19 protein-coding genes, 1 tRNA gene and 1 riboswitch are annotated in these 18,820 nt (G+C 43.7%); of the genes, 17 read left to right on the top strand and 3 right to left on the bottom strand.

Annotation, left to right across the window (positions count from 1 at the left end; genetic code table 11):
- Nucleotides 1-58: 58 nt before the first annotated feature.
- The gene (abc-f, locus tag ACIQXQ_RS02460; RefSeq protein WP_402870105.1) at nt 59-1,609 is read right to left on the bottom strand and encodes a ribosomal protection-like ABC-F family protein; all 1,551 of its coding nucleotides are present in this window, start codon (nt 1,607-1,609) and stop codon (nt 59-61) included.
- Between the two features lie 256 nt (nt 1,610-1,865).
- Between abc-f and ACIQXQ_RS02455 the strand changes: the two genes are divergently transcribed.
- Both ACIQXQ_RS02455 and ACIQXQ_RS02450 read left to right on the top strand, forming a co-directional pair.
- Nucleotides 1,866-4,058 (top strand): DNA topoisomerase III, encoded by a 2,193-nt coding sequence (locus tag ACIQXQ_RS02455; protein WP_402955009.1) that lies wholly within the window; start codon nt 1,866-1,868, stop codon nt 4,056-4,058.
- Nucleotides 4,055-4,336: a nitroreductase family protein gene (locus tag ACIQXQ_RS02450; RefSeq protein WP_402955136.1), complete on the top strand. Its 282-nt coding sequence runs from the start codon at nt 4,055-4,057 to the stop codon at nt 4,334-4,336. Before ACIQXQ_RS02455 ends, ACIQXQ_RS02450 begins: the two co-directional genes overlap by 4 nt.
- A 60-nt stretch (nt 4,337-4,396) precedes the next feature.
- Here the strand turns inward: ACIQXQ_RS02450 and ACIQXQ_RS02445 are convergent, their stop codons facing one another.
- Nucleotides 4,397-4,558, bottom strand: coding sequence for a hypothetical protein (locus ACIQXQ_RS02445; protein ID WP_402870111.1), 162 nt, complete (start codon nt 4,556-4,558; stop codon nt 4,397-4,399).
- A gap of 497 nt (nt 4,559-5,055) precedes the next feature.
- On the opposite strand from ACIQXQ_RS02445, the gene ACIQXQ_RS02440 reads away from it, so the two are divergent.
- Nucleotides 5,056-5,745: a YetF domain-containing protein gene (locus ACIQXQ_RS02440; protein ID WP_402955132.1), complete on the top strand. Its 690-nt coding sequence runs from the start codon at nt 5,056-5,058 to the stop codon at nt 5,743-5,745.
- A gap of 144 nt (nt 5,746-5,889) precedes the next feature.
- On the opposite strand, the gene ACIQXQ_RS02435 is transcribed toward ACIQXQ_RS02440, so the two are convergent.
- Nucleotides 5,890-5,963, bottom strand: a tRNA-Arg gene (locus ACIQXQ_RS02435).
- 406 nt (nt 5,964-6,369) lie between these two features.
- Between ACIQXQ_RS02435 and ACIQXQ_RS02430 the strand changes: the two genes are divergently transcribed.
- From ACIQXQ_RS02430 to ACIQXQ_RS02365, 14 genes are all read left to right on the top strand, one after another.
- On the top strand, nt 6,370-6,990 hold the full coding sequence (locus tag ACIQXQ_RS02430; protein WP_402870117.1) for a hypothetical protein: 621 nt from the start codon (nt 6,370-6,372) through the stop codon (nt 6,988-6,990).
- Complete coding sequence (locus ACIQXQ_RS02425) at nt 6,987-7,583, top strand: hypothetical protein (RefSeq protein ID WP_402870120.1); 597 nt, start codon at nt 6,987-6,989, stop codon at nt 7,581-7,583. Before ACIQXQ_RS02430 ends, ACIQXQ_RS02425 begins: the two co-directional genes overlap by 4 nt.
- Before the next feature lie 12 nt (nt 7,584-7,595).
- A complete protein-coding gene (locus ACIQXQ_RS02420) occupies nt 7,596-8,726 on the top strand; it encodes an ABC transporter substrate-binding protein (protein WP_402955006.1) in 1,131 nt (376 codons plus the stop codon).
- 14 nt (nt 8,727-8,740) lie between these two features.
- Nucleotides 8,741-9,739: a FecCD family ABC transporter permease gene (locus ACIQXQ_RS02415; protein WP_402955003.1), complete on the top strand. Its 999-nt coding sequence runs from the start codon at nt 8,741-8,743 to the stop codon at nt 9,737-9,739.
- Nucleotides 9,736-10,584: an ABC transporter ATP-binding protein gene (locus ACIQXQ_RS02410; protein WP_402955000.1), complete on the top strand. Its 849-nt coding sequence runs from the start codon at nt 9,736-9,738 to the stop codon at nt 10,582-10,584. The genes ACIQXQ_RS02415 and ACIQXQ_RS02410 overlap by 4 nt, the downstream gene beginning before the upstream one ends.
- Nucleotides 10,585-10,705: 121 nt before the next feature.
- A riboswitch (cobalamin riboswitch) is annotated at nt 10,706-10,883 on the top strand.
- A gap of 166 nt (nt 10,884-11,049) precedes the next feature.
- Nucleotides 11,050-12,015 (top strand): helical backbone metal receptor, encoded by a 966-nt coding sequence (locus ACIQXQ_RS02405; RefSeq protein ID WP_402954997.1) that lies wholly within the window; start codon nt 11,050-11,052, stop codon nt 12,013-12,015.
- Complete coding sequence (locus ACIQXQ_RS02400) at nt 11,978-13,033, top strand: FecCD family ABC transporter permease (protein ID WP_402954994.1); 1,056 nt, start codon at nt 11,978-11,980, stop codon at nt 13,031-13,033. Before ACIQXQ_RS02405 ends, ACIQXQ_RS02400 begins: the two co-directional genes overlap by 38 nt.
- 6 nt (nt 13,034-13,039) lie before the next feature.
- On the top strand, nt 13,040-14,512 hold the full coding sequence (locus ACIQXQ_RS02395; RefSeq protein ID WP_402954990.1) for a heme ABC transporter ATP-binding protein: 1,473 nt from the start codon (nt 13,040-13,042) through the stop codon (nt 14,510-14,512).
- A complete protein-coding gene (gene cbiB, locus ACIQXQ_RS02390; protein WP_402954987.1) occupies nt 14,509-15,474 on the top strand; it encodes an adenosylcobinamide-phosphate synthase CbiB in 966 nt (321 codons plus the stop codon). The genes ACIQXQ_RS02395 and cbiB overlap by 4 nt, the downstream gene beginning before the upstream one ends.
- Entirely contained in the window at nt 15,449-16,522 is a 1,074-nt protein-coding gene (gene cobD, locus ACIQXQ_RS02385; protein WP_402954984.1) for a threonine-phosphate decarboxylase CobD, read from the top strand. Before cbiB ends, cobD begins: the two co-directional genes overlap by 26 nt.
- Nucleotides 16,495-17,070 (top strand): bifunctional adenosylcobinamide kinase/adenosylcobinamide-phosphate guanylyltransferase, encoded by a 576-nt coding sequence (locus ACIQXQ_RS02380; protein ID WP_402954981.1) that lies wholly within the window; start codon nt 16,495-16,497, stop codon nt 17,068-17,070. The genes cobD and ACIQXQ_RS02380 overlap by 28 nt, the downstream gene beginning before the upstream one ends.
- Nucleotides 17,067-17,858 (top strand): adenosylcobinamide-GDP ribazoletransferase, encoded by a 792-nt coding sequence (gene cobS / locus ACIQXQ_RS02375; RefSeq protein ID WP_402870151.1) that lies wholly within the window; start codon nt 17,067-17,069, stop codon nt 17,856-17,858. The genes ACIQXQ_RS02380 and cobS overlap by 4 nt, the downstream gene beginning before the upstream one ends.
- Nucleotides 17,816-18,454: a histidine phosphatase family protein gene (locus tag ACIQXQ_RS02370; RefSeq protein ID WP_402954978.1), complete on the top strand. Its 639-nt coding sequence runs from the start codon at nt 17,816-17,818 to the stop codon at nt 18,452-18,454. Before cobS ends, ACIQXQ_RS02370 begins: the two co-directional genes overlap by 43 nt.
- Complete coding sequence (locus ACIQXQ_RS02365; protein WP_402954975.1) at nt 18,388-18,816, top strand: bifunctional adenosylcobinamide kinase/adenosylcobinamide-phosphate guanylyltransferase; 429 nt, start codon at nt 18,388-18,390, stop codon at nt 18,814-18,816. The genes ACIQXQ_RS02370 and ACIQXQ_RS02365 overlap by 67 nt, the downstream gene beginning before the upstream one ends.
- Nucleotides 18,817-18,820: the final 4 nt, after the last annotated feature.

The following is an 18,820-nucleotide window of genomic DNA, read 5'->3' as shown; positions in this document are numbered from 1 at the left end:
GTTCAATAAAATAAAGAGGGTGCCCGCAATGTATGCGGCACCCTCTTTGACCGTTCATTTAGTTGTTGTTCGACCATTCTTCGACGTCCCATACTTTCGTGACCCAATCTTCGTAGAAATCGGGTTCATGGCAGACAATCAGAACCGTTCCTTTATATTCTTTCAATGCACGTTTCAATTCTTCCTTGGCCACCACGTCTAAATGGTTTGTTGGTTCATCGAACAGAAGCCAGTTGCTTTCTGTAAGCATCAACTTACATAAGCGGACCTTGGACTGTTCCCCACCACTTAAATGGGCCATCGGGCGAGTGATATGTTCATTTTTTAAGCCAACCCGCGCGAGGATAGCACGTACTTGAGGTTGATCGAGATGAGGGAATGCGTTCCACACTTCATCGATCGGTGTCGTGTTGCCTGCTTGTACCTCTTGTTCAAAATAAGAAGGGAAGAGGAAATCACCAAGTGATCTTTTCCCGCTTAGTGGCTCGATTTTACCAAGAATCGTTTTTAACAGTGTGGATTTCCCCACTCCGTTACATCCCACAATGGCAATTTTCTCCCCACGCTCTATGTTCATTGAAAGTTTTGGAAGTAATGGACGGTCATAGCCGATTTCAATATCTTCCCCTTCAAATACATATCGGCTGCTCGCACGTGACTCTTTGAAATCGAAAGTCGGTTTCATCGCCGTTTCCGGACGGTCGATACGTTCTATGCGATTCAATTGTTTCTCCCGACTTTTTGCCCGGCCAGAAGTTGAATAACGGGCTTTGTTTTTTGCGATGAAGTCTTCCTGCTTTTTAATGAAGTCCCGCTGTTTTTCGTATGCATTAATATGTTGGTTCTTATTCAGTTCAGCAAGTTCAAGGAATTTTTCGTATGTCGCCGTATAACGGGTCAATTTCGAGAATTCTAGATGGAAGATGACATCAACTACGCCGTTCATGAACTCGGTATCATGTGAAATCAATAGGAATGCGTTAGGATATTCCTTTAAGTAGCTGCTCAACCAACGGATATGCTCTACATCCAAGTAGTTTGTCGGCTCATCCAACAGTAGTACTTGGGGTTGTTCCAATAGCAGTTTCGCCAGCAATACTTTTGTCCGCTGTCCGCCACTCAGAGCAGAAACGTCACGCTCAAGGCCTATCGCATCCAAGCCCAACCCGCGTGCCGCATCTTCGATTTTCATATCTAAATTATAAAAATCCCCAGCTTCGAGTTTATCTTGGATTTCCCCCATTTGTTCCAAAAGTTCTTCAAGTTCCTCTGGTGTCGCTGAACCCATTTTCTCGGTCACTTCATTCAAAGCTTTTTCCTGCTCGAATAAAGGTAAGTAGGCATCTCTTAACACATCGCGTATCGTTTTGCCTTTAGTCAGGACGGTGTGCTGGTCAAGGTAGCCATATTCAACGCCAGGTGTCCAATCAACTCGGCCTTCATCGTGAATCAGTTGCCCGGTAATAATGTTCATCATTGTTGATTTACCTACGCCGTTAGCGCCGACGAGGCCTACATGTTCCCCAGCCATCAAACGGAACGTAACATCTCTGAATAATGTCCGATCACCAAAGCTGTGTGCCAAATTATCTATAGAAAGTAAGCTCATTTATGTTGAACCTCCCAATTATTTTGAAAAAATCTCTACGTTTCATCATACTAAAATCTGTACTAGATTGCTATCTAATCTAGTAATTTACATATTGCGCATGAATTAGGTGGGGTCCACCGATAAATGGTTCACCAACTAGACGGTCTGCCTAAGTCACTTCGACATTAGTTGTTAGTCCCTAGTCCTTTATCGCCCTGACTAAAAATATATGAGATAATGAGAGAATCAGTTTAAAAGGGAAAGGATGTATTTGATGAGTAAAACAGTCGTACTGGCCGAGAAACCATCGGTCGGAAGAGATATAGCAAAAGTGCTGAATTGCGAAAAAAAAGGCAACGGTTATTTGGAAGGAAGTCAGTATATCGTCACCTGGGCGCTTGGTCATTTAGTTACCCATGCAGATCCGGAAACGTATGACGAAAAATACAAAACATGGCGGCTCGAAGACCTCCCTATGTTGCCTCCATCCTTGAAATTGGTCGTAATCAAGCAATCCGGAAAGCAGTTTCAAGCGGTAAAAACGCAATTGAACCGCAGTGATGTCAAGGACGTCATCATCGCAACCGATGCAGGACGGGAAGGGGAGCTCGTTGCACGTTGGATTCTGGAAAAAGCGAATGTTAAAAAACCAATCAAGCGGCTCTGGATATCATCGGTAACTGATAAGGCGATTAAGGATGGATTTAACAAGCTGAAGGATGGGAAAGAGTACGAGAATCTATTTGCCTCTGCAGTTGCTCGGGCCGAGGCGGATTGGTTTGTCGGTATGAATGCTACAAGGGCACTGACAACGAAGCATAATGCCCAGTTATCGTGCGGAAGGGTTCAAACGCCTACACTAGCGATGATAGCTGCCAAGGAAAAGGAAATCAAACAATTTCAGCCAAGGAAATTTTATGGCGTTACGGCAACGGCAGAATCTCAACTACGCCTTGTCTGGCAAGACGCCCATTCGAAAGATATACGCACATTCGAAAAGGCAAAGGCAGACAAAGTCCTTGCTGATGTGAAAAACAAAAAGGCTGAAGTGGTGGAAGTGAAAAAAGCCCATAAGAAGAATTTTGCGCCCCAGTTATATGACCTAACTGAGCTACAAAGGGATGCCAATAAGAAATTCGGTTATTCGGCGAAAGAGACACTTTCCATCATGCAACGTTTATATGAAGGACATAAAGTCCTGACCTATCCAAGAACGGACTCGCGTTTCTTAACCTCGGATTTGGTCGAGACGCTGAAAGAAAGATTACAGGCAGTCAGCATCAAGCCATATGCCCAATATGCATCGAGAATCTTGCGTAGCCCAATCAAGGCCAATAAATCATTCGTGGATGACAGCAAGGTGAGTGACCATCATGCCATCATACCTACTGAGCAAACGCCTCTACCGGGTAAATTGAGTGACAAGGAATCGAAAATTTACGACCTTGTCGTCAAACGGTTCCTTGCGGTTCTGATGCCACCATTTGAATATGAGCAAACGACCGTTACCGCAAAAGTGGGCAGTGAAACATTCGTCGCTAAAGGAAAAGTCATCTTGAAATCAGGTTGGAAGGAAGTCTATGATCATCAGTTCGAGGAAGAAGAGGCAAGTGATGGCCTTACAGAGCAATTGCTTCCGACACTCGAGAATGGTGACATCTTAGACATCACGGCAGTGAAACAAACAGAGGGAGAAACAAGACCACCGGAGCCATTCAATGAGGGCACCTTGTTATCTGCAATGGAAAATCCCGCTCGTTTCATGGCTGGGGAAAGCAAGGAACTCATTAAGACGTTGGGGGAAACCGGGGGAATCGGCACCGTTGCGACCCGGGCCGATGTTATTGAAAAATTGTTCAATAGTTTCCTGATTGAAAAACGTGGAAAAGGTCTTCATGTTACCTCAAAAGGTAAACAGCTCCTCGAGTTGGCTCCCGAAGATCTACGTTCGCCAGCGTTGACCGCACAATGGGAACAGAAGCTAACAGCCATTGCTAACGGAACGCTTGATAAGCGTACATTCATTGGGGATATGCGCACGTATGCGAAAAATATCGTTCACGAAATCAAGACGAGTGATCAAAAATTCAAGCATGATAACATTTCCGGTACAAAATGCCCGGATTGCGGCAAGTTGATGCTTGAAGTAAACAGTAAAAAAGGGAAAATGCTCGTTTGCCAAGACCGAGAATGCGGGCATAAAAAAGGTGTTTCACGTGTAACAAATGCAAGATGCCCACAATGCCATAAGAAAATGGAAATGAGAGGGCAAGGAGAAGCACAGACGTTCACATGTAAATGTGGCTTTCATGAAAAGCTTTCTTCATATAACAAACGAAAAGGTCAAAACAAGAATAAGAAAGTGTCTAAAAATGAAGTCTCGAATTATATGAAAAAGCAAAACAAAGAGGAGCCAATCAATACAGCATTAGCGGATGCATTGGCGAAACTGAAATTCGATAAATAATAGGAAAAGTCCAGTATCGGAATGATGCTTCAAGAGAAACCAGGGAGAGTATGGCTAATTTTGATGCTGGACTTGTTTCGATGCAGCTTATGCTAATAGCGAAATCTAAGGGATACGACACACTTACAATGGGTGGGTATAATAAACAACAATTCATTGAAAGATTCGATGTGCCTGAACGTTATGTTCCGATTGTCTTAATTGCAAAAGGGAAGGCAGCTTCACCTTCTTTCCAAACTACAAGATTGTCGTTAGATGAAGTAGCGAAGTTCATCTGAATATGAAAAAAGGATGGAGCAGATTTGCTCCATCCTTTTTCTATCATTCATCAATATCAATTAGATTTTATTCAGTACGGTACCTTGTAAATCAAATTCAGGTGTTTTATCGGTCGTCTGTTTGACCGTTTCTAATGGTGTGAGCGCACTGAAGGGCAACTGATCACCTGGACTGAAAATTGCTTCATCATTCTCTGGATTCCATTGGCTGTGAATACTCATGTTGGTATCCTCCTTTGGTGAGAAGATTTGTCATTTTCCTTCATGGTTTTCATCGAATGCTTTACTAGTTTCTAACACTGATCACCTGGACTGAAAATTGCTTCGTCATTCTCTGGATTCCATTGGCTGTAAATACTCATGTTGGTATCCTCCTTTGGATGAGAAGATTTGTATTTTCCTCGTGGTTTTCATGAAAGCTTCACTAGCTTCTAACGCTGATCACCGGGACTAAACACCGCTGCGTCATTCTCTTTGTTCCATTGGCTTCTGATAGTACTCATCTTGCACATCATCTCCTTTGGTGAGAATGTCTTACACTATTTATCTACCCGATCGGGACAAGATTAAACAATTTTTTCAAAAAAAGTAAAAAAATATACGAGTAATTATTATTTAGAGTCTTGTATTATTTCGCCTTCGAGAAAAATAACCTTTTTACGATATTTTTATCAATGGTGGAAATAATATTGTAGAAAAGGGGGAATTGATTTGGGGTTATCGAAATAATCATTAGATCATCATTGTCCTTTGTTATTCTTTTGACTCTAACAAGGGTGATGGAAAGAAAAGAAATCTCAGAGATGACATTCTTCAACTTTGCTTCTGCCATTTCCATCGGTTCAATAGCGGGAAATCTTTCTTTCAACCATCGTTTAAGCATTCAAAATGGTATAGTCGCCTTAATGATATGGAGTTTACTTACGATCTTATCTGGACGAATTGTCATTAAGTCTAAAAAAGCACGAAGAGTAATTGATGGGGAACCCCTTATCATTATCAAAAACGGTAAAATGATGGAAAAACCACTTCGCAAGGTTAACTTGGATGCAGATACGTTAATGGCATTGCTTAGGCAAAAAAGTATATTCTCAATCACTGAAGTGGAGTATGCCATTTTTGAAATTACGGGTAAGCTTTCCGTTATGAAGAAAGAACATAAACAGCCTATCGTAAGAGGCGACATGAATATTGGAAATCTTCAAAAGAACCCTTCGCCCATCATAACAGGCGTTATTTCGGATGGGGTAGTCAACATGGATAACCTGGATCAGTTAAACCTTGATATGGAGTGGTTGAATGGTCAATTAGCTAAAGCTGGTATTACATCAATCTCTGATGTCTTTTATGCTGAAGTTCAATCAGACCGAACACTTTATATGGACATAAAGGAAGGCAGTCTTCATTAAATGGTATGAATAATTGGACAGGCTGGATGCCATATCCCTCTTTTAATAAACAACTTACATCAATATTTCTACTTTTATCATTGTTCCAATAAAAAAAACAGCCAAAACCTCCATATTACAAGGTTTTGGCTGTTTTCCATTTAGCGTCCCAGATAGGAATCGAACCTACGACCTACAGCTTAGGAGGCTGTCGCTCTATCCTACTGAGCTACTGGGACATATAAAGGTAACGACGACTTTCTTATTATATTTGTTATTAGTAAACATTTCAAGGTTATAGCCTCTTGTTGCGAAAATATTCATGGGAAATTATCTATATTGACTGCCTTGTAGTGTCTGAATGGCAGTGTGAAGAAGGCGATAAATACCTTTCGCGCCATGCTTTTTCGTTCGACAGAGAAAGGCTAACTACGGTGGAGTCCATCAGTTACCCCACTAGTTTTTTGATAAAACCAACTGGATAAAAGTTTTTGTTGACGATGATAATCATTATCACTTATACTGATAAACATAAATATTCTATCTTGAAGTAATAAATAAAAGTGATTATATCCCGTTAAATCAACATTTGACAATATTTACAATCGAAAAAATATTATATCAATATAAGAAAGATGGTTGATTATGAAACCTATAGCCTATATAAGTACTGATATTCAATTCACAAGACTTAAAGACATCGATCATGAAAATGGTTTGGTTTCTTTGCAATTGTATGATATTCCATTTGCTGATTTCTCGGCATATGCTGGGGTCATCGTGACTAATTTCGTGGAAGAGGCCTTTTTACTTGAACATAAAGAAATCATCGAAAATTATTTGAATGATGGCGGCGTCATTCTTTCCCAAACCGAAAATTTCCTACCTTGGTTACCTGGTTGCGGAAATTGGATGCGTTCTCCGATTTCTTTGAAGGACCGTGAAATCCGCTTGACTGAGCCTGTACATCCTATGTTCGCAGGAATTGACCCTTATGATTTGAATTATAAAAAAGGGGTTCGTGGCTTTTTCTCAAGAGGATATCTTGAGGCTCCAGAACATTCGGAAGTAATCGTTGAAGACCAAGAAGGAAAAGCAATCATTTACATTGACCGAAAAACGACCGGTGGCACGATTGTCGCGGGTGCAGGAACGGATCTGTACCGCTTTGGAATCCAAGAAAATAGTTCGCGTGTGCTACGTCAACAAATTTTGGACTGGATACGCGAAGAGTATGAAGCAAACAAGGGGGAAACAAAGCAATGAAAGTGGCAATCTTAGATAACGGTTATAGTTTCCATCATCGTTTCTTTCAAATGGATGAGTTTGCTTATATGTATGATGATGTGCTTCAACTTCGTCAGCTCCATACATATGATTTAAGTCAATATGACACGCTAATTGTTAATGATCGGATGTCCCTAATGCTTTTAAAACGGTACCAATCGCTTTTCGTGAAGTTCCTTCAAGAGGGAAAACGTCTAGTCGTTTTCGGTGAAGTGCTGGATAATTGGCTTCCTGGTATAGACTGGGAGGAATCTGAAGTGAATTTCAGTTGGTGGGTGAAGGAGCATGGAGATTTACCTTTAATGGCTGAAAATACAGATCATCCTTTATATCAGCATGTATCCCTATCAGATATGAAGTGGCATTACCACGGGACGTTCAAAGTTCCGGAAGGGGCAAAATCACTTGTGAATACTCCCGACGGTCGCTCGATCATCTACACCGATGATGTGTCTTATAAAGGCGAATTGATCATTACCACCCTTGATCCAATATTCCACATTGGACTTGGATTCATCGACCAATCTAAACCATTCTTACATGGGATGGCTAAGTGGCTTAGAGAAGGATAAGGAGGAAGTTTTATGAAGAAGAAATGGACAATGTTAGCGGCAACCACTGCGATGGCCGCTTTGATTACGGGCTGTGGAAACTCTGGGGATGATTCGAAAGGCAATACTTCAGAAAAACAGACGACTGCAGAGGAAAAAGTGATTCAAGATCAACTTGGCCGTGATGTAACGGTACCAGGTAAAGTGGAACGTATTGCGGTCGGTGGCATTCTTCCGTACTTCTCGACTTGGTATGTAGCAACAAATTCGACGAAGGAAGTTGTCGGCTTGCATCCTAATGCGTATAATGCCGCGGAAAACTCGATTCTTTCTGAAATATCACCCGATATTTTAAAGGCAGATACATCATTCATTAAAAATGGCGAAGTGAACGTGGAAGAATTGATGAAAGTCAATCCGCAACTTTACTTTGAAAAAGCACAGGACCAAAAGTCCATAAACAAATTAGAAGATGCAGGTGTTTCGGTTGTGGCACTCAACCCTATGGATGCAGCAGCTGCGGAGCCATTGGCTACCTTCAACAGTTGGTTGGAACTGACTGGGGAAATTACGGGCACTACCGAAAGAACGGACAAGTTCTTGGAAAAGGGCCAAGCCGTTCAAGCCGAATTGGATAAGAAATTAGATGGCATTAAGGATAAAGACAAGCCTAGAGCATTAATCCTCTATCAGCACAGTGATAAAAGCATCATGGTCGGTGGGAAGAGCTTCTTTAGTAACCAATGGTTAAATGCTACAGGGGCCTATGATATAGCAGCAGAAGAAGTTACAGGAACAAAAGAAGTCAATATGGAACAAATCTACAAATGGAACCCGGATATCATCTACATTACGAACTTTTCGACAACTCAGCCTGAAGACCTAACGAACAATACAGTGAACGGACAAGATTGGAGTCAGGTCAGTGCTGTACAAGAAGGAAATGTATATAAAATTCCGCTGGGCATCTATAGATGGTTCCCACCAAGCGGTGATGCACCTCTTATGTTAAAATGGATGGCTCAGAAAAATCATCCCGAGCTATTTGATTATGATATGAAGGATGAAATCACGGATTACTACTCAGAGTTCTATGATTATGATGTAACGGAAGAACAAGTAGAGAACATTCTTCACCCATCTTCCGAAGCCGCAAAACAGTAAAGTAGGGAATAAAAATGAAAAAATGGAAAACGGTCCTCTTCTGGATATTGCCCATTGCGATGGTTCTCCTATCATTGAGCATCGGACGCTTTGGAATGGACTTAGGGACTCAAATTAAAATATTGCTTTCAACTGTGTTTCCAATCGAGCCAACATGGACACAGATGGAAGAAACAGTGGTCCTTCAAATACGTCTGCCACGAATTTTACTGGCCTTGTTAATCGGTGCGGGCCTATCGATTGCAGGCGCCTCTTTCCAAGGGATGTTCGGCAACCCCTTGGTCAGTCCCGATATCCTAGGAGTGTCTGCAGGTGCTGGGTTCGGTGCTTCCCTTGGGATTTTATTATTGGGACATGGTTTTGCATCTCAAGTCTTGGCACTTGGCTGTGGTTTAGCCGCCATCGTTTTCACGTTCATAATCAGCGGCAAAAAAGATTCACCGGTCTTCATGCTTGTTTTGGCTGGGGTTGTCACCTCCGCCCTTTTCCAAGCGTTGATCTCGTTAATTAAGTTTGTCGCCGACCCTGAGGAAAAGCTGCCAGCCATCACATACTGGTTAATGGGAAGCCTTGGAACGGCCACATACAAGGATTTATATGTGGGTGGACCAATCATCCTTGTCGGCATCTTGATTTTATATTCACTACGCTGGAGAATCAATTTACTGACCTTACCTGAGGATGAAGCAAAATCGCTAGGTATCCCGGTCACTAGATTGAAGTGGACGGTCATTCTTGGTGCGACGTTAATTACGGCTTCATCTGTAGCGATAGCCGGTATCATCGGCTGGGTAGGACTGATTATCCCTCATGTGGCAAGAATGCTCGTCGGGAACAACAATCAACTTGTCCTGCCGGTATCCCTATCGATTGGTGGCGCCTATTTACTCCTGATCGATAACCTGGCACGTTCTGTAACCGCTACGGAAATTCCGCTATCGATATTGACAGCCATTATCGGCGCACCATTCTTTGCGATTCTACTTAGAAAGACAGGAGGTGGGTGGTCATGAAAATCGAGGTGCAGGGAGGGAATTTTTTCTATGCTAAAAAAAGAGAGAAAGCTCCTTTTCTTTACCAGACCGACATTGACTTTTCGTTGAATGACGGAGAGATCATGGCGATCCTTGGCCCGAACGGTGCCGGTAAAACCACGATGCTGAAGTGTATCACCGGCCTTCTTGATTGGAAAAAGGGTCAAACGCTCATCGACGGAAAGCCGCTTACTGCGCTATCACGCAAAACGATCTGGAAACGAATCGGTTATGTTCCTCAGGCACATAAAATGGTTTTCGGATTTACTTTGGAAGAGCTTGTCATTATGGGAAGGGCGCCTTATATCAGTACGCTGTCCCAGCCTTCTGCAAAGGACCGGGAGGCTGCCATCGCTGCTCTTGAAATGGTTGGCATTGCGCACCTTGCCAAAAAGTCCTGTAATTCCGTCAGTGGTGGGGAATTGCAGCTGGCCTTGATTGCCCGGACGCTTGTATCGGATCCGGATGTATTGATTCTTGATGAGCCGGAATCGCATCTTGATATTCAAAAGCAAATCGTGATTTTACAGACACTTAAGCGGTTATCGAAAGAGAAGAACATTTCTTGTATCATAAACACGCATTATCCGAACCACGCATTCTACTTGGCTGACCATGTTTTAATGACTGCCAAGGAAAAGCGTGTGGTGTATGGCGAAGTCCGCGAAGTGATGACGGAAGCCCGGATGAAAGAGTACTTCGGAATCGAAATGAAGAAAATCATTTATGAGGAAGAGGATGACTTTTTGATTGAAACGATGGTGCCGAAAGATCTAGGTCTTTTACGTGATCAAAGTACATGCCGTTTTAATAGTGACATCTAAAGCTATAGAAGGCAGCCATGTGATGGTTGCCTTTTTGCGTTCCAAATCTTAATTTAAAGTAATCTGAAATATCATATAATACGATTTCCTAAATGGTGTATAATGAAAGGCAGTGAAATTATATACATATGAACAATTTGGTGTCTGTAAGGACTTGAAAGGGAAGTTGGTGAAATGCCAACGCGGTCGCGCCACTGTAAATGGGAGTTAACGGATGTATACCACTGTATGAATAATATGGGAAGGTGCCGTTAGCAATGACCATGAGCCAGGAGACCTGCCAAAATTGTACACCGGTAACCACGCGGATGGGGAGGTGTGTGGCAGAGCTATGTCCCTTTTTTGTTCCGTTGCCATACATGCATCCTCCGTTTTGATGGGGGATGCTTTTTTGTATGTCTTTTGATATTCGCAACACATGTGTGAAGGTCCAGAAATGAACTCAAAAATGATGGAGGTTTTAAGATGAGGAAGATATATAGTTTCATGCTTGTGATGGGATTGATGGTCGGTATACTGGTTGGCTGTAGCGATGCCTCCCAGGATGGAACAGGAGAAAACCAGTCGACAAAACAAGCTGTTAACCAGGGCTTCCCGCTTTCGTTACAAGATGCAGTGGGTAACAAAGTCACCATCGAGCAGAAACCAGAAAAAATTGTTTCATTAATCCCAAGTAATACAGAAGCGGTCTTTGCGCTAGGTTCGGGTGAGAAAGTGATTGGAGTGTCTGAAAATGACAATTACCCGGAAGAAACGAAAGATATTCAGAAGATAGGTGGAATGGAAATAGATACAGAGATGATTTTAGCCTTGCAGCCTGATATCGTTCTTGCTCATGAGAGTGCCCATAATTCCAAAGAAGGAATCCAACAGCTTAAGGATGCGGGTATTCCAGTTATAATCGTGAATGATGCTAAAAGCTTTAAAGAAGTGTATACGTCTATCGAGATGATTGGAACGGCAATAGGGGAACTGGATAAGGCAAAGGAAATCGTCAAGACGATGCAGACCAAGCTGGAAAAGATCAAAGAAAAGGCTAAGGCAATCAAGAGTGAGGATAGAAAAAGTGTTTTTGTAGAGGTTTCACCGTCACCTGAAATCTATACAACGGGAAAAAATACTTTCATGGATGAAATGCTGGACATCATTTCAGCGGATAATGTCGCAGGTGAATTGGATGGCTGGGTAAAACTCGATGAAGAGTCGATGATAGCGGCCAACCCGGATGTCATCATTACAACCTATGGTTACTACACAGGAGATCCAGTCAAAGAGGTAACGGGAAGAAATGGATGGGCCGACATTCAGGCAGTTAAGAATGGTGAGGTTTTCGATGTCCATTCAGATATTGTCACTCGTTCCGGTCCTAGGCTTATAGAGGGAGTAGAGGAACTTGCCAAATCAGTCTATCCGAACGTATTTAAAAACTAAACGGGCATTGGCCTATGTATTTGCCCTATCATTTTTGGTTATTTCGATATTGATCGGTATTTCCTTAGGATCGGTTTCCGTTCCGATACCAGTGCTTTTGCAAATCATTGGCAAGGAAGTCCTTCATTTGCCCCTGGCCATGGAACCGGATGGGACACTGACGAATATCGTGATGAACATCCGCCTGCCGAGGGTCGTGCTTGCAGGTTTGGTTGGGGCATCCCTTGCAATAGCAGGGGCAGCATTTCAGGGATTGCTCAGGAATCCCCTAGCTGACCCCTATACCCTGGGAATATCCTCAGGGGCTTCGCTTGGTGCAGTATTAACGTTGTTTTTGAATTTGTCACTGCCGTTTTTTGGCCTATATACACTGCCTACATTAAGCATTCTTTTTTCATTGTTGACGATTTTTTGCGTATTGACCTTTGCAAGAAAAATGGATCGTTCCATGAAGGTAGAAACGATTATTTTAACCGGTATCATTTTCAGCTCGTTTTTAAGTGCTTTCATCTCATTGATGATTGCATTGACGGGTGAGGAGTTAAGGCAAATCATCAGCTGGCTGATGGGAAGTGTCTCGATGCGTGGTTGGAGTCATGTCACGATCATTTTGCCATTTTTCCTCCTTGGTTCTCTCGTTTTGATGATGAATACCCACGAATTGAATGCCATGACATTTGGGGAAGACCGTGCGAGGCACCTAGGCGTGAATGTTCAGCGGAGGAAGATGCTGATTCTGATCGCCGGCTCGATACTGACAGGGGCTGCCGTTGCCGTATCAGGGACGATTGGCTTTGTAGGGCTGGTCATCCCCCATTTGGTCCGCAGGATTTGGGGGCCAGACCATACGCATCTGTTGCCATTATCAATGATTGTGGGAAGCGGATTTTTAATATTGGCTGATCTGGTGGCACGAACGATCATCGCACCGACAGAATTGCCGATAGGTGTTATTACTTCGCTTATCGGTGCGCCGGCATTCGCATTTATTTTATTAAAGAGACGGAGAGAAGGGTAGAAGTGTATGCTTGAAGTTAAAGGGTTAACAGGAGGATATGATAATAAAACGGTTTTGGACTCCGTCTCGTTTGATGTAAAAAAAGGAGAATTATTCGGTATTCTTGGTCCGAATGGAAGTGGGAAAACGACGCTATTGGGGATGCTTAGCGGTATCCTGCCGTATCAGGCGGGAACCATCGATATTAAGGGGAAAGACCTACAGGGATATTCGTCCAAACAACTGGCACAGGTCATCGCCGTTTTGCCGCAGCATTCCTCATTGGCTTTTTCCTATACAGTAAAAGATACCGTGGCCCTTGGGCGATATGCGCATCAAACAGGGTGGTTTCATAGTTGGACGTCTGAAGACGAAGAAATCGTTCAACGCGTGATGATGCAAACGGGAGTGGCAGTCTTTCAGGAAATGCATTTTGAACGTTTGTCAGGTGGGGAAAGACAACGTGTTTTGTTGGCACAAGCTCTTGCACAAGAACCGGAAATCCTTTTTCTCGACGAACCGACGAACCACCTGGATCTGTCTTATCAAAAAGAACTTCTTGATTTGATGAGGAAAATGGCTAAGGAACAACAATTGACGGTCATTTCAATTTTTCACGACTTGAACTTGGCTGGCTTATATTGCGATCGCCTGATGTTGCTTGAAAAAGGGCGAGTCCAAGTGATTGACGTGCCGAATGAAGTGCTTCAGCAGGAGCGGATTCAGGAGGTATATAGGACAAAGATCGAAAAACATCCTCATCCTGCCTTACCTAAGCCGCAAATGTTCATTGTACCCGAGAAGCATACAGGAGAGCTGGACCCTTTGGAGATCAATGAAAGTTATCTGAACCAGGCTCCGGAGTTCCTTCATTTAAGTTCACCCATTCCGCTTAGAACCATGTCATCCGGCGTAACTGGTTCGGGAACGGGGTGGCATCAGCACTTTGTTAATCGACATGTCCACTACGATTACAATTGTGATGACCATATTGCTGAAATGGCTGACTATTTGAAGACATACGGATTTGAACCGCAGGAAACCGTCGGAATGATGACGGCCGTGTTTTTGGATACAGTGTCATATCGACTTCTAAGAGATGAGGGTTTTTCGATATTCATCATGGTAACAGCGGGGGTAGGGAATGCCATCGATGCCTCTTTGGCAGACAGGCATTCATGGACTTCATCGCCGGGTACGATCAATACCTGGGTTTTCGTGAATGGCCATTTGGCGGAAGAAGCGTTCATTCACTGTATCGTGACAGCTACCGAGGCGAAGGTTAAAGCGCTTCATGACCTACATGTCTTAGATCAGGTGACAAACACATGGGCGACTGGAACATCGACGGATAGCATCTTGATTGCAGCAACACAAAGAGGAACCACCCTCCGTTATGCGGGTACCATCACGCCCCTCGGGAAGTTAATTAGCCGTGGCGTTTATGACTGTACGGTGGAAGCGATTGAAAATAGTAGGAAACGGATTGAAAGCTTATGATTTTTCACCATCTTTATGCAATCACATTGGCATTTATCCTAGATTTGGTCATTGGCGACCCTCCTGATTGGCCACACCCGGTTAAATGGATAGGATTGCTTATCAATAAACTTGATGAAGCTCTCAACGAAGGGACAAGAAAGAAGCGGAATGGACTGTTCATGCTACTGCTCATCTTGCTGCTCGTGTTGGCGGCCACAGGCATCACCGTCTATTTAGCGTATAGAATCCATCCTGCTGCCGGTATCATCTGGGAAGCGCTACTCATTTCCACCACGATCGCTCAAAAGAGTTTAAGACGGGCGGGAATGGATGTTTATCGACCATTGAATACACGGGATATGGCCAAGGCGAGGAGGAAGCTTTCTTATATTGTGGGCCGTGATACGGCAGATCTAGATGAACCGGAAATTGTTCGGGGTACCGTTGAAACGGTAGCGGAAAACACGAGTGACGGTATTACGGCTCCCCTGTTTTGGGCTGCCATCGGAGGCGCGCCACTTGCCATGATGTATAGGGCAATCAATACATGCGACTCCATAGTCGGATACCAAAATGATAAATATGCTGACTTCGGATGGGCTTCTGCCAAGCTTGACGATCTAGTGAACTGGATTCCGAGCCGTTTAACCGGTTTTTTGATGCTGATTGGATCAAAGTCAGTCCATAACGGCTGGAAGGGGCGGTGGGCTATATTATTCAAGGATGCCCATAAGCACCCAAGTCCGAACAGTGGGTGGTGCGAAGCGGGTGTTGCAGCCATCCTGGGCGTTCAACTGGGCGGAAGGAATATGTACAAAGGTGTGGTGTCCAATCGAGCTAGAATGGGCCTTCCAATTGTTCCGCTAGAAGCGATTCATATAAAAAAAACGATTACCATCATGCATCGGACTTCTTTTTTATTCCTGTTGATGCTTTGGTTAGGAGGACTTTTATTTGCAATTACCAACTCATGGCTCTAATCCGCATTATCTTTACAAAGCACTGGGAATCGAAATGCCACAATCGTATGTGGACTTCAGTGCCAATATCAACCCATTGGGTCCACCCTCTAGTATAAAACAGAGATGGTCGGGGTTTTTTGAGGGTATCCTCGACTACCCAGATCCACATGCCGTAGAGCTGACACATATGATAGCAAAAAAAGAAGCACTTCATGAAGATTCTGTACTTGTTGGAAACGGGGGAGCGGAAATCATAACGCTTGTGGCGAAAGAACTGGCGAATAAACGAGTGTTAATCATTCAACCAGCCTTTGCCGAATATGCCGAATCTTGTTTGGCAGCAGGTTGCGAGGTCGACTTTTTTCAACTGGAAGCGCCCAGGTGGGAACTGGACTTGGATCGATTACGTCCGCTTTTGCCTCAGTATGCTGCCATCTTTTTATGTACGCCCAATAATCCGACTGGCATTTCTTATAAGGAGGAGACAGTACGGGAACTAATCGAAGCATGCCAAAAAGCCCAATGCATGATGGTGCTGGATGAGGCCTTTTATGATTTTACGGATAATGCCTTTTCCTATGCACCTCTTATTAAAGAGTTTCCTCATTTGCTCATTTTACGATCAATGACGAAAATTTTCGCGATACCTGGATTAAGGCTGGGTTACCTATTGGCTGACCCGACCATTATTACACGGGCCAAGACCTTCAAACCACATTGGAGCGTCAACCATATCGCCCTGGAGGTAGGCAAACTCTGTTTGGCAGAAGAAGCATATATGAGTAAAACAAGAGCATATATTCAAAGGCAAAAAAGGGATTTATTCCGCTTTTATAAGGAACTGGATATCGAGGTCTCTGAAAGTACGGTGAATTTTTACTTAGTGAGGGACGAGTCTCTTTCCCTGTTTCCCTTTTTACTGAAAAGGGGCATCGTGCCGCGCCATACTTATAATTTTCCTGGTTTGGATGGCAGGTGGCTCCGGTTTGCAGTGAAAAGTGAGCAGGATAATAAGGCATTGATGGAGGCGGTAAAACAGTGGAAAACTCTAGGCTCTATTTTATAACGGGGGGCGTTCGAAGTGGTAAAAGCAGCTTTGCAGAAAAAAAGGCGGTGGAGCTTGCCATTCAATCGGGCGGCAACCTACATTATCTTGCTTGTGGCCGGAGTTCTGATGCCGAAATGGAAGAGCGGATTAATAGGCACCGTCAGGACAGGCATAGAAGTCCGCTTGCATGGAGGACATCAGAATATCCGACGGATGTTAGCCGAATAGGGAAGGACCTGGATGCAAAATCAATCGTCTTGCTTGATTGCCTGACGACGTTGCTCGATAATGAATTATTTCTGCCTAATGTGCCCCTTACAGAGGATTTTCTACATAAAGTATTCACCAAAATAATCAAGGGCATCGGTGAAATCAGGAAGGAAGCTCAAAGCCTGATTATCGTAAGCAATGAAGTGTTACAGGAGCCCATTTTTCAAGATGAATTTCTACATACATACGGAAAAGTGCTCGGATTGCTTCATCAAGCGATCGTTGAAAGGGCAGATGAGGCCTATCTTGTCGAATCAGGTGTCCCTCTAAGGATGAAAGCGGGTATCCCTGAATGAATAGCTGGATTGGATTCTTAATTAACTTGCAATTTTTTACGGTGTTTCCCATAAAGAAACAACTTCCAATGGATAAGAAGTATATTCACCGGGCGATCCAAACGTTTCCTTTGGTCGGATTGTTTCTAGGTCTGATATTAGGGGGAGTGCTATACGGGCTTGTGGAATGGACACCATTTTCCCCCCTAGCCATTGCGTTTGTGCTATGGGTATTAACGATTGCCCTAACAGGTGGGTTGCACCTTGATGGTTGGATTGATGCAAGTGACGCCTTCTTTTCGTACCAAGATAAAGAACGACGACTGGAGATCATGAAGGACTCCAGGACCGGTGCATTTGGTGTCATTTCTGTCATTGTGCTGTTAGCTGCCCGCTTTATATGGATGTATGAAATCATCGAACGGATCAATGAATGGACTTATTTTTTGATTATCATGGTTCCCTTTCTAAGTAAATGCGTGATGGGCTATTTACTTAGCCGGATGCAGTTGGCTAAAAAAGAGGGACTGGGCGCCTTTTTCCAAAGTGCAGTCAGGAAAAACAGCTTGCACATATATTGGATTTACCTGCTTTTAAGTTTTGCGATAGCTTATTTAATCGATATCAACCTCATGGCTTTATTCGCGATCATGGGGATCGCCGCACTACTCTTTCTCCTTTATATAAAACGGAAAATCATCCGTTGGTTCGGTGGAATAACGGGTGATGTGCTGGGCGCGTCAGTTGAAGGAGTGGAGGTGTGGTTATGGCTGATTCTGTGGCTATTACACTACTTCGCCATGGGTTGACGGAAGCCAATGAGCGAAAAGCCTATTTAGGGTGGACGGATTCTCCCTTAAGCATAAAAGGAAAAAGGGATATCGAAGAATGGAAGCGATACTATCCAAGATATGAAAGGATTCATTCAAGCGACTTACTTAGGTGCATGGAAACATCAAGGCATCTGTTCCCAGAGGTTGATCCAGTGGGATGGCCTGCTTTCCGTGAAATGAATTTCGGCAGGTGGGAAGGCCGAACTTATGAAGAACTGAAGACGAATGCTGATTATCAAAAATGGCTGGAGGATCCCATGGTGGCAGCTGTTCCTAAAGGGGAGAGTTATCCTGAGTTTTCCAGGCGGGTTCATAATGGCTGGGCCCGGTTGATCGCGGATGAGGATAGCTCCACGTATGCGGTGATGACTCATGGAGGTGTGATACGTGAGCTTCTTGCCCGTTATGCACCGGTGGAAAAGCCCTTTTGGGATTGGTCGATACCCCATGCGAAGGGGTATGAGCTGATTTGGGAAAACAAGGAAAGGTTGAGGAGGGGTGAACGTTGCACTTTGTTACAGGCGGTGCCTATAATGGGAAAACTAAATGGGTCAAGCAATTTTACGGGTTGAATACTGAGGGTCTATGGCTATCAGGCTATCAAAACGACCAACCGGATTTCAGAGATTTTCAAAAGGATATCGTCGTGCTACAGGGAATCGATGCGTGGATTGGGCAGGATGTGAATATCATGGATGTGGAGTCAATCCGGAAGAAGTGGAAGGAAATCCTGGACGGCTGGCGAATATGGGAGAAAGAAGAAAGTGGTCGCACATGTGTTGTCATCGGTTCGGATCTATCAAAAGGCATCGTTCCAATCGAAAAAAAGAACCGTCAATGGCGTGATGCATGCGGATGGATCTTTCAAGATGTGGCCTCCATTTCTACACGCGTGGATATCATTTGGTATGGAATCAATCAACGAATTAAATAGAGGA

Origin of the sequence: Peribacillus sp. NPDC097198 (genome assembly GCF_044762055.1) — a bacterium.
In the GTDB taxonomy this organism is placed as follows: Bacteria; Bacillota; Bacilli; order Bacillales; family DSM-1321; genus Peribacillus.
The sequence above is the reverse complement of the archived record's forward strand: the minus strand, read 5'-3'. Positions and strand labels throughout refer to the sequence as shown.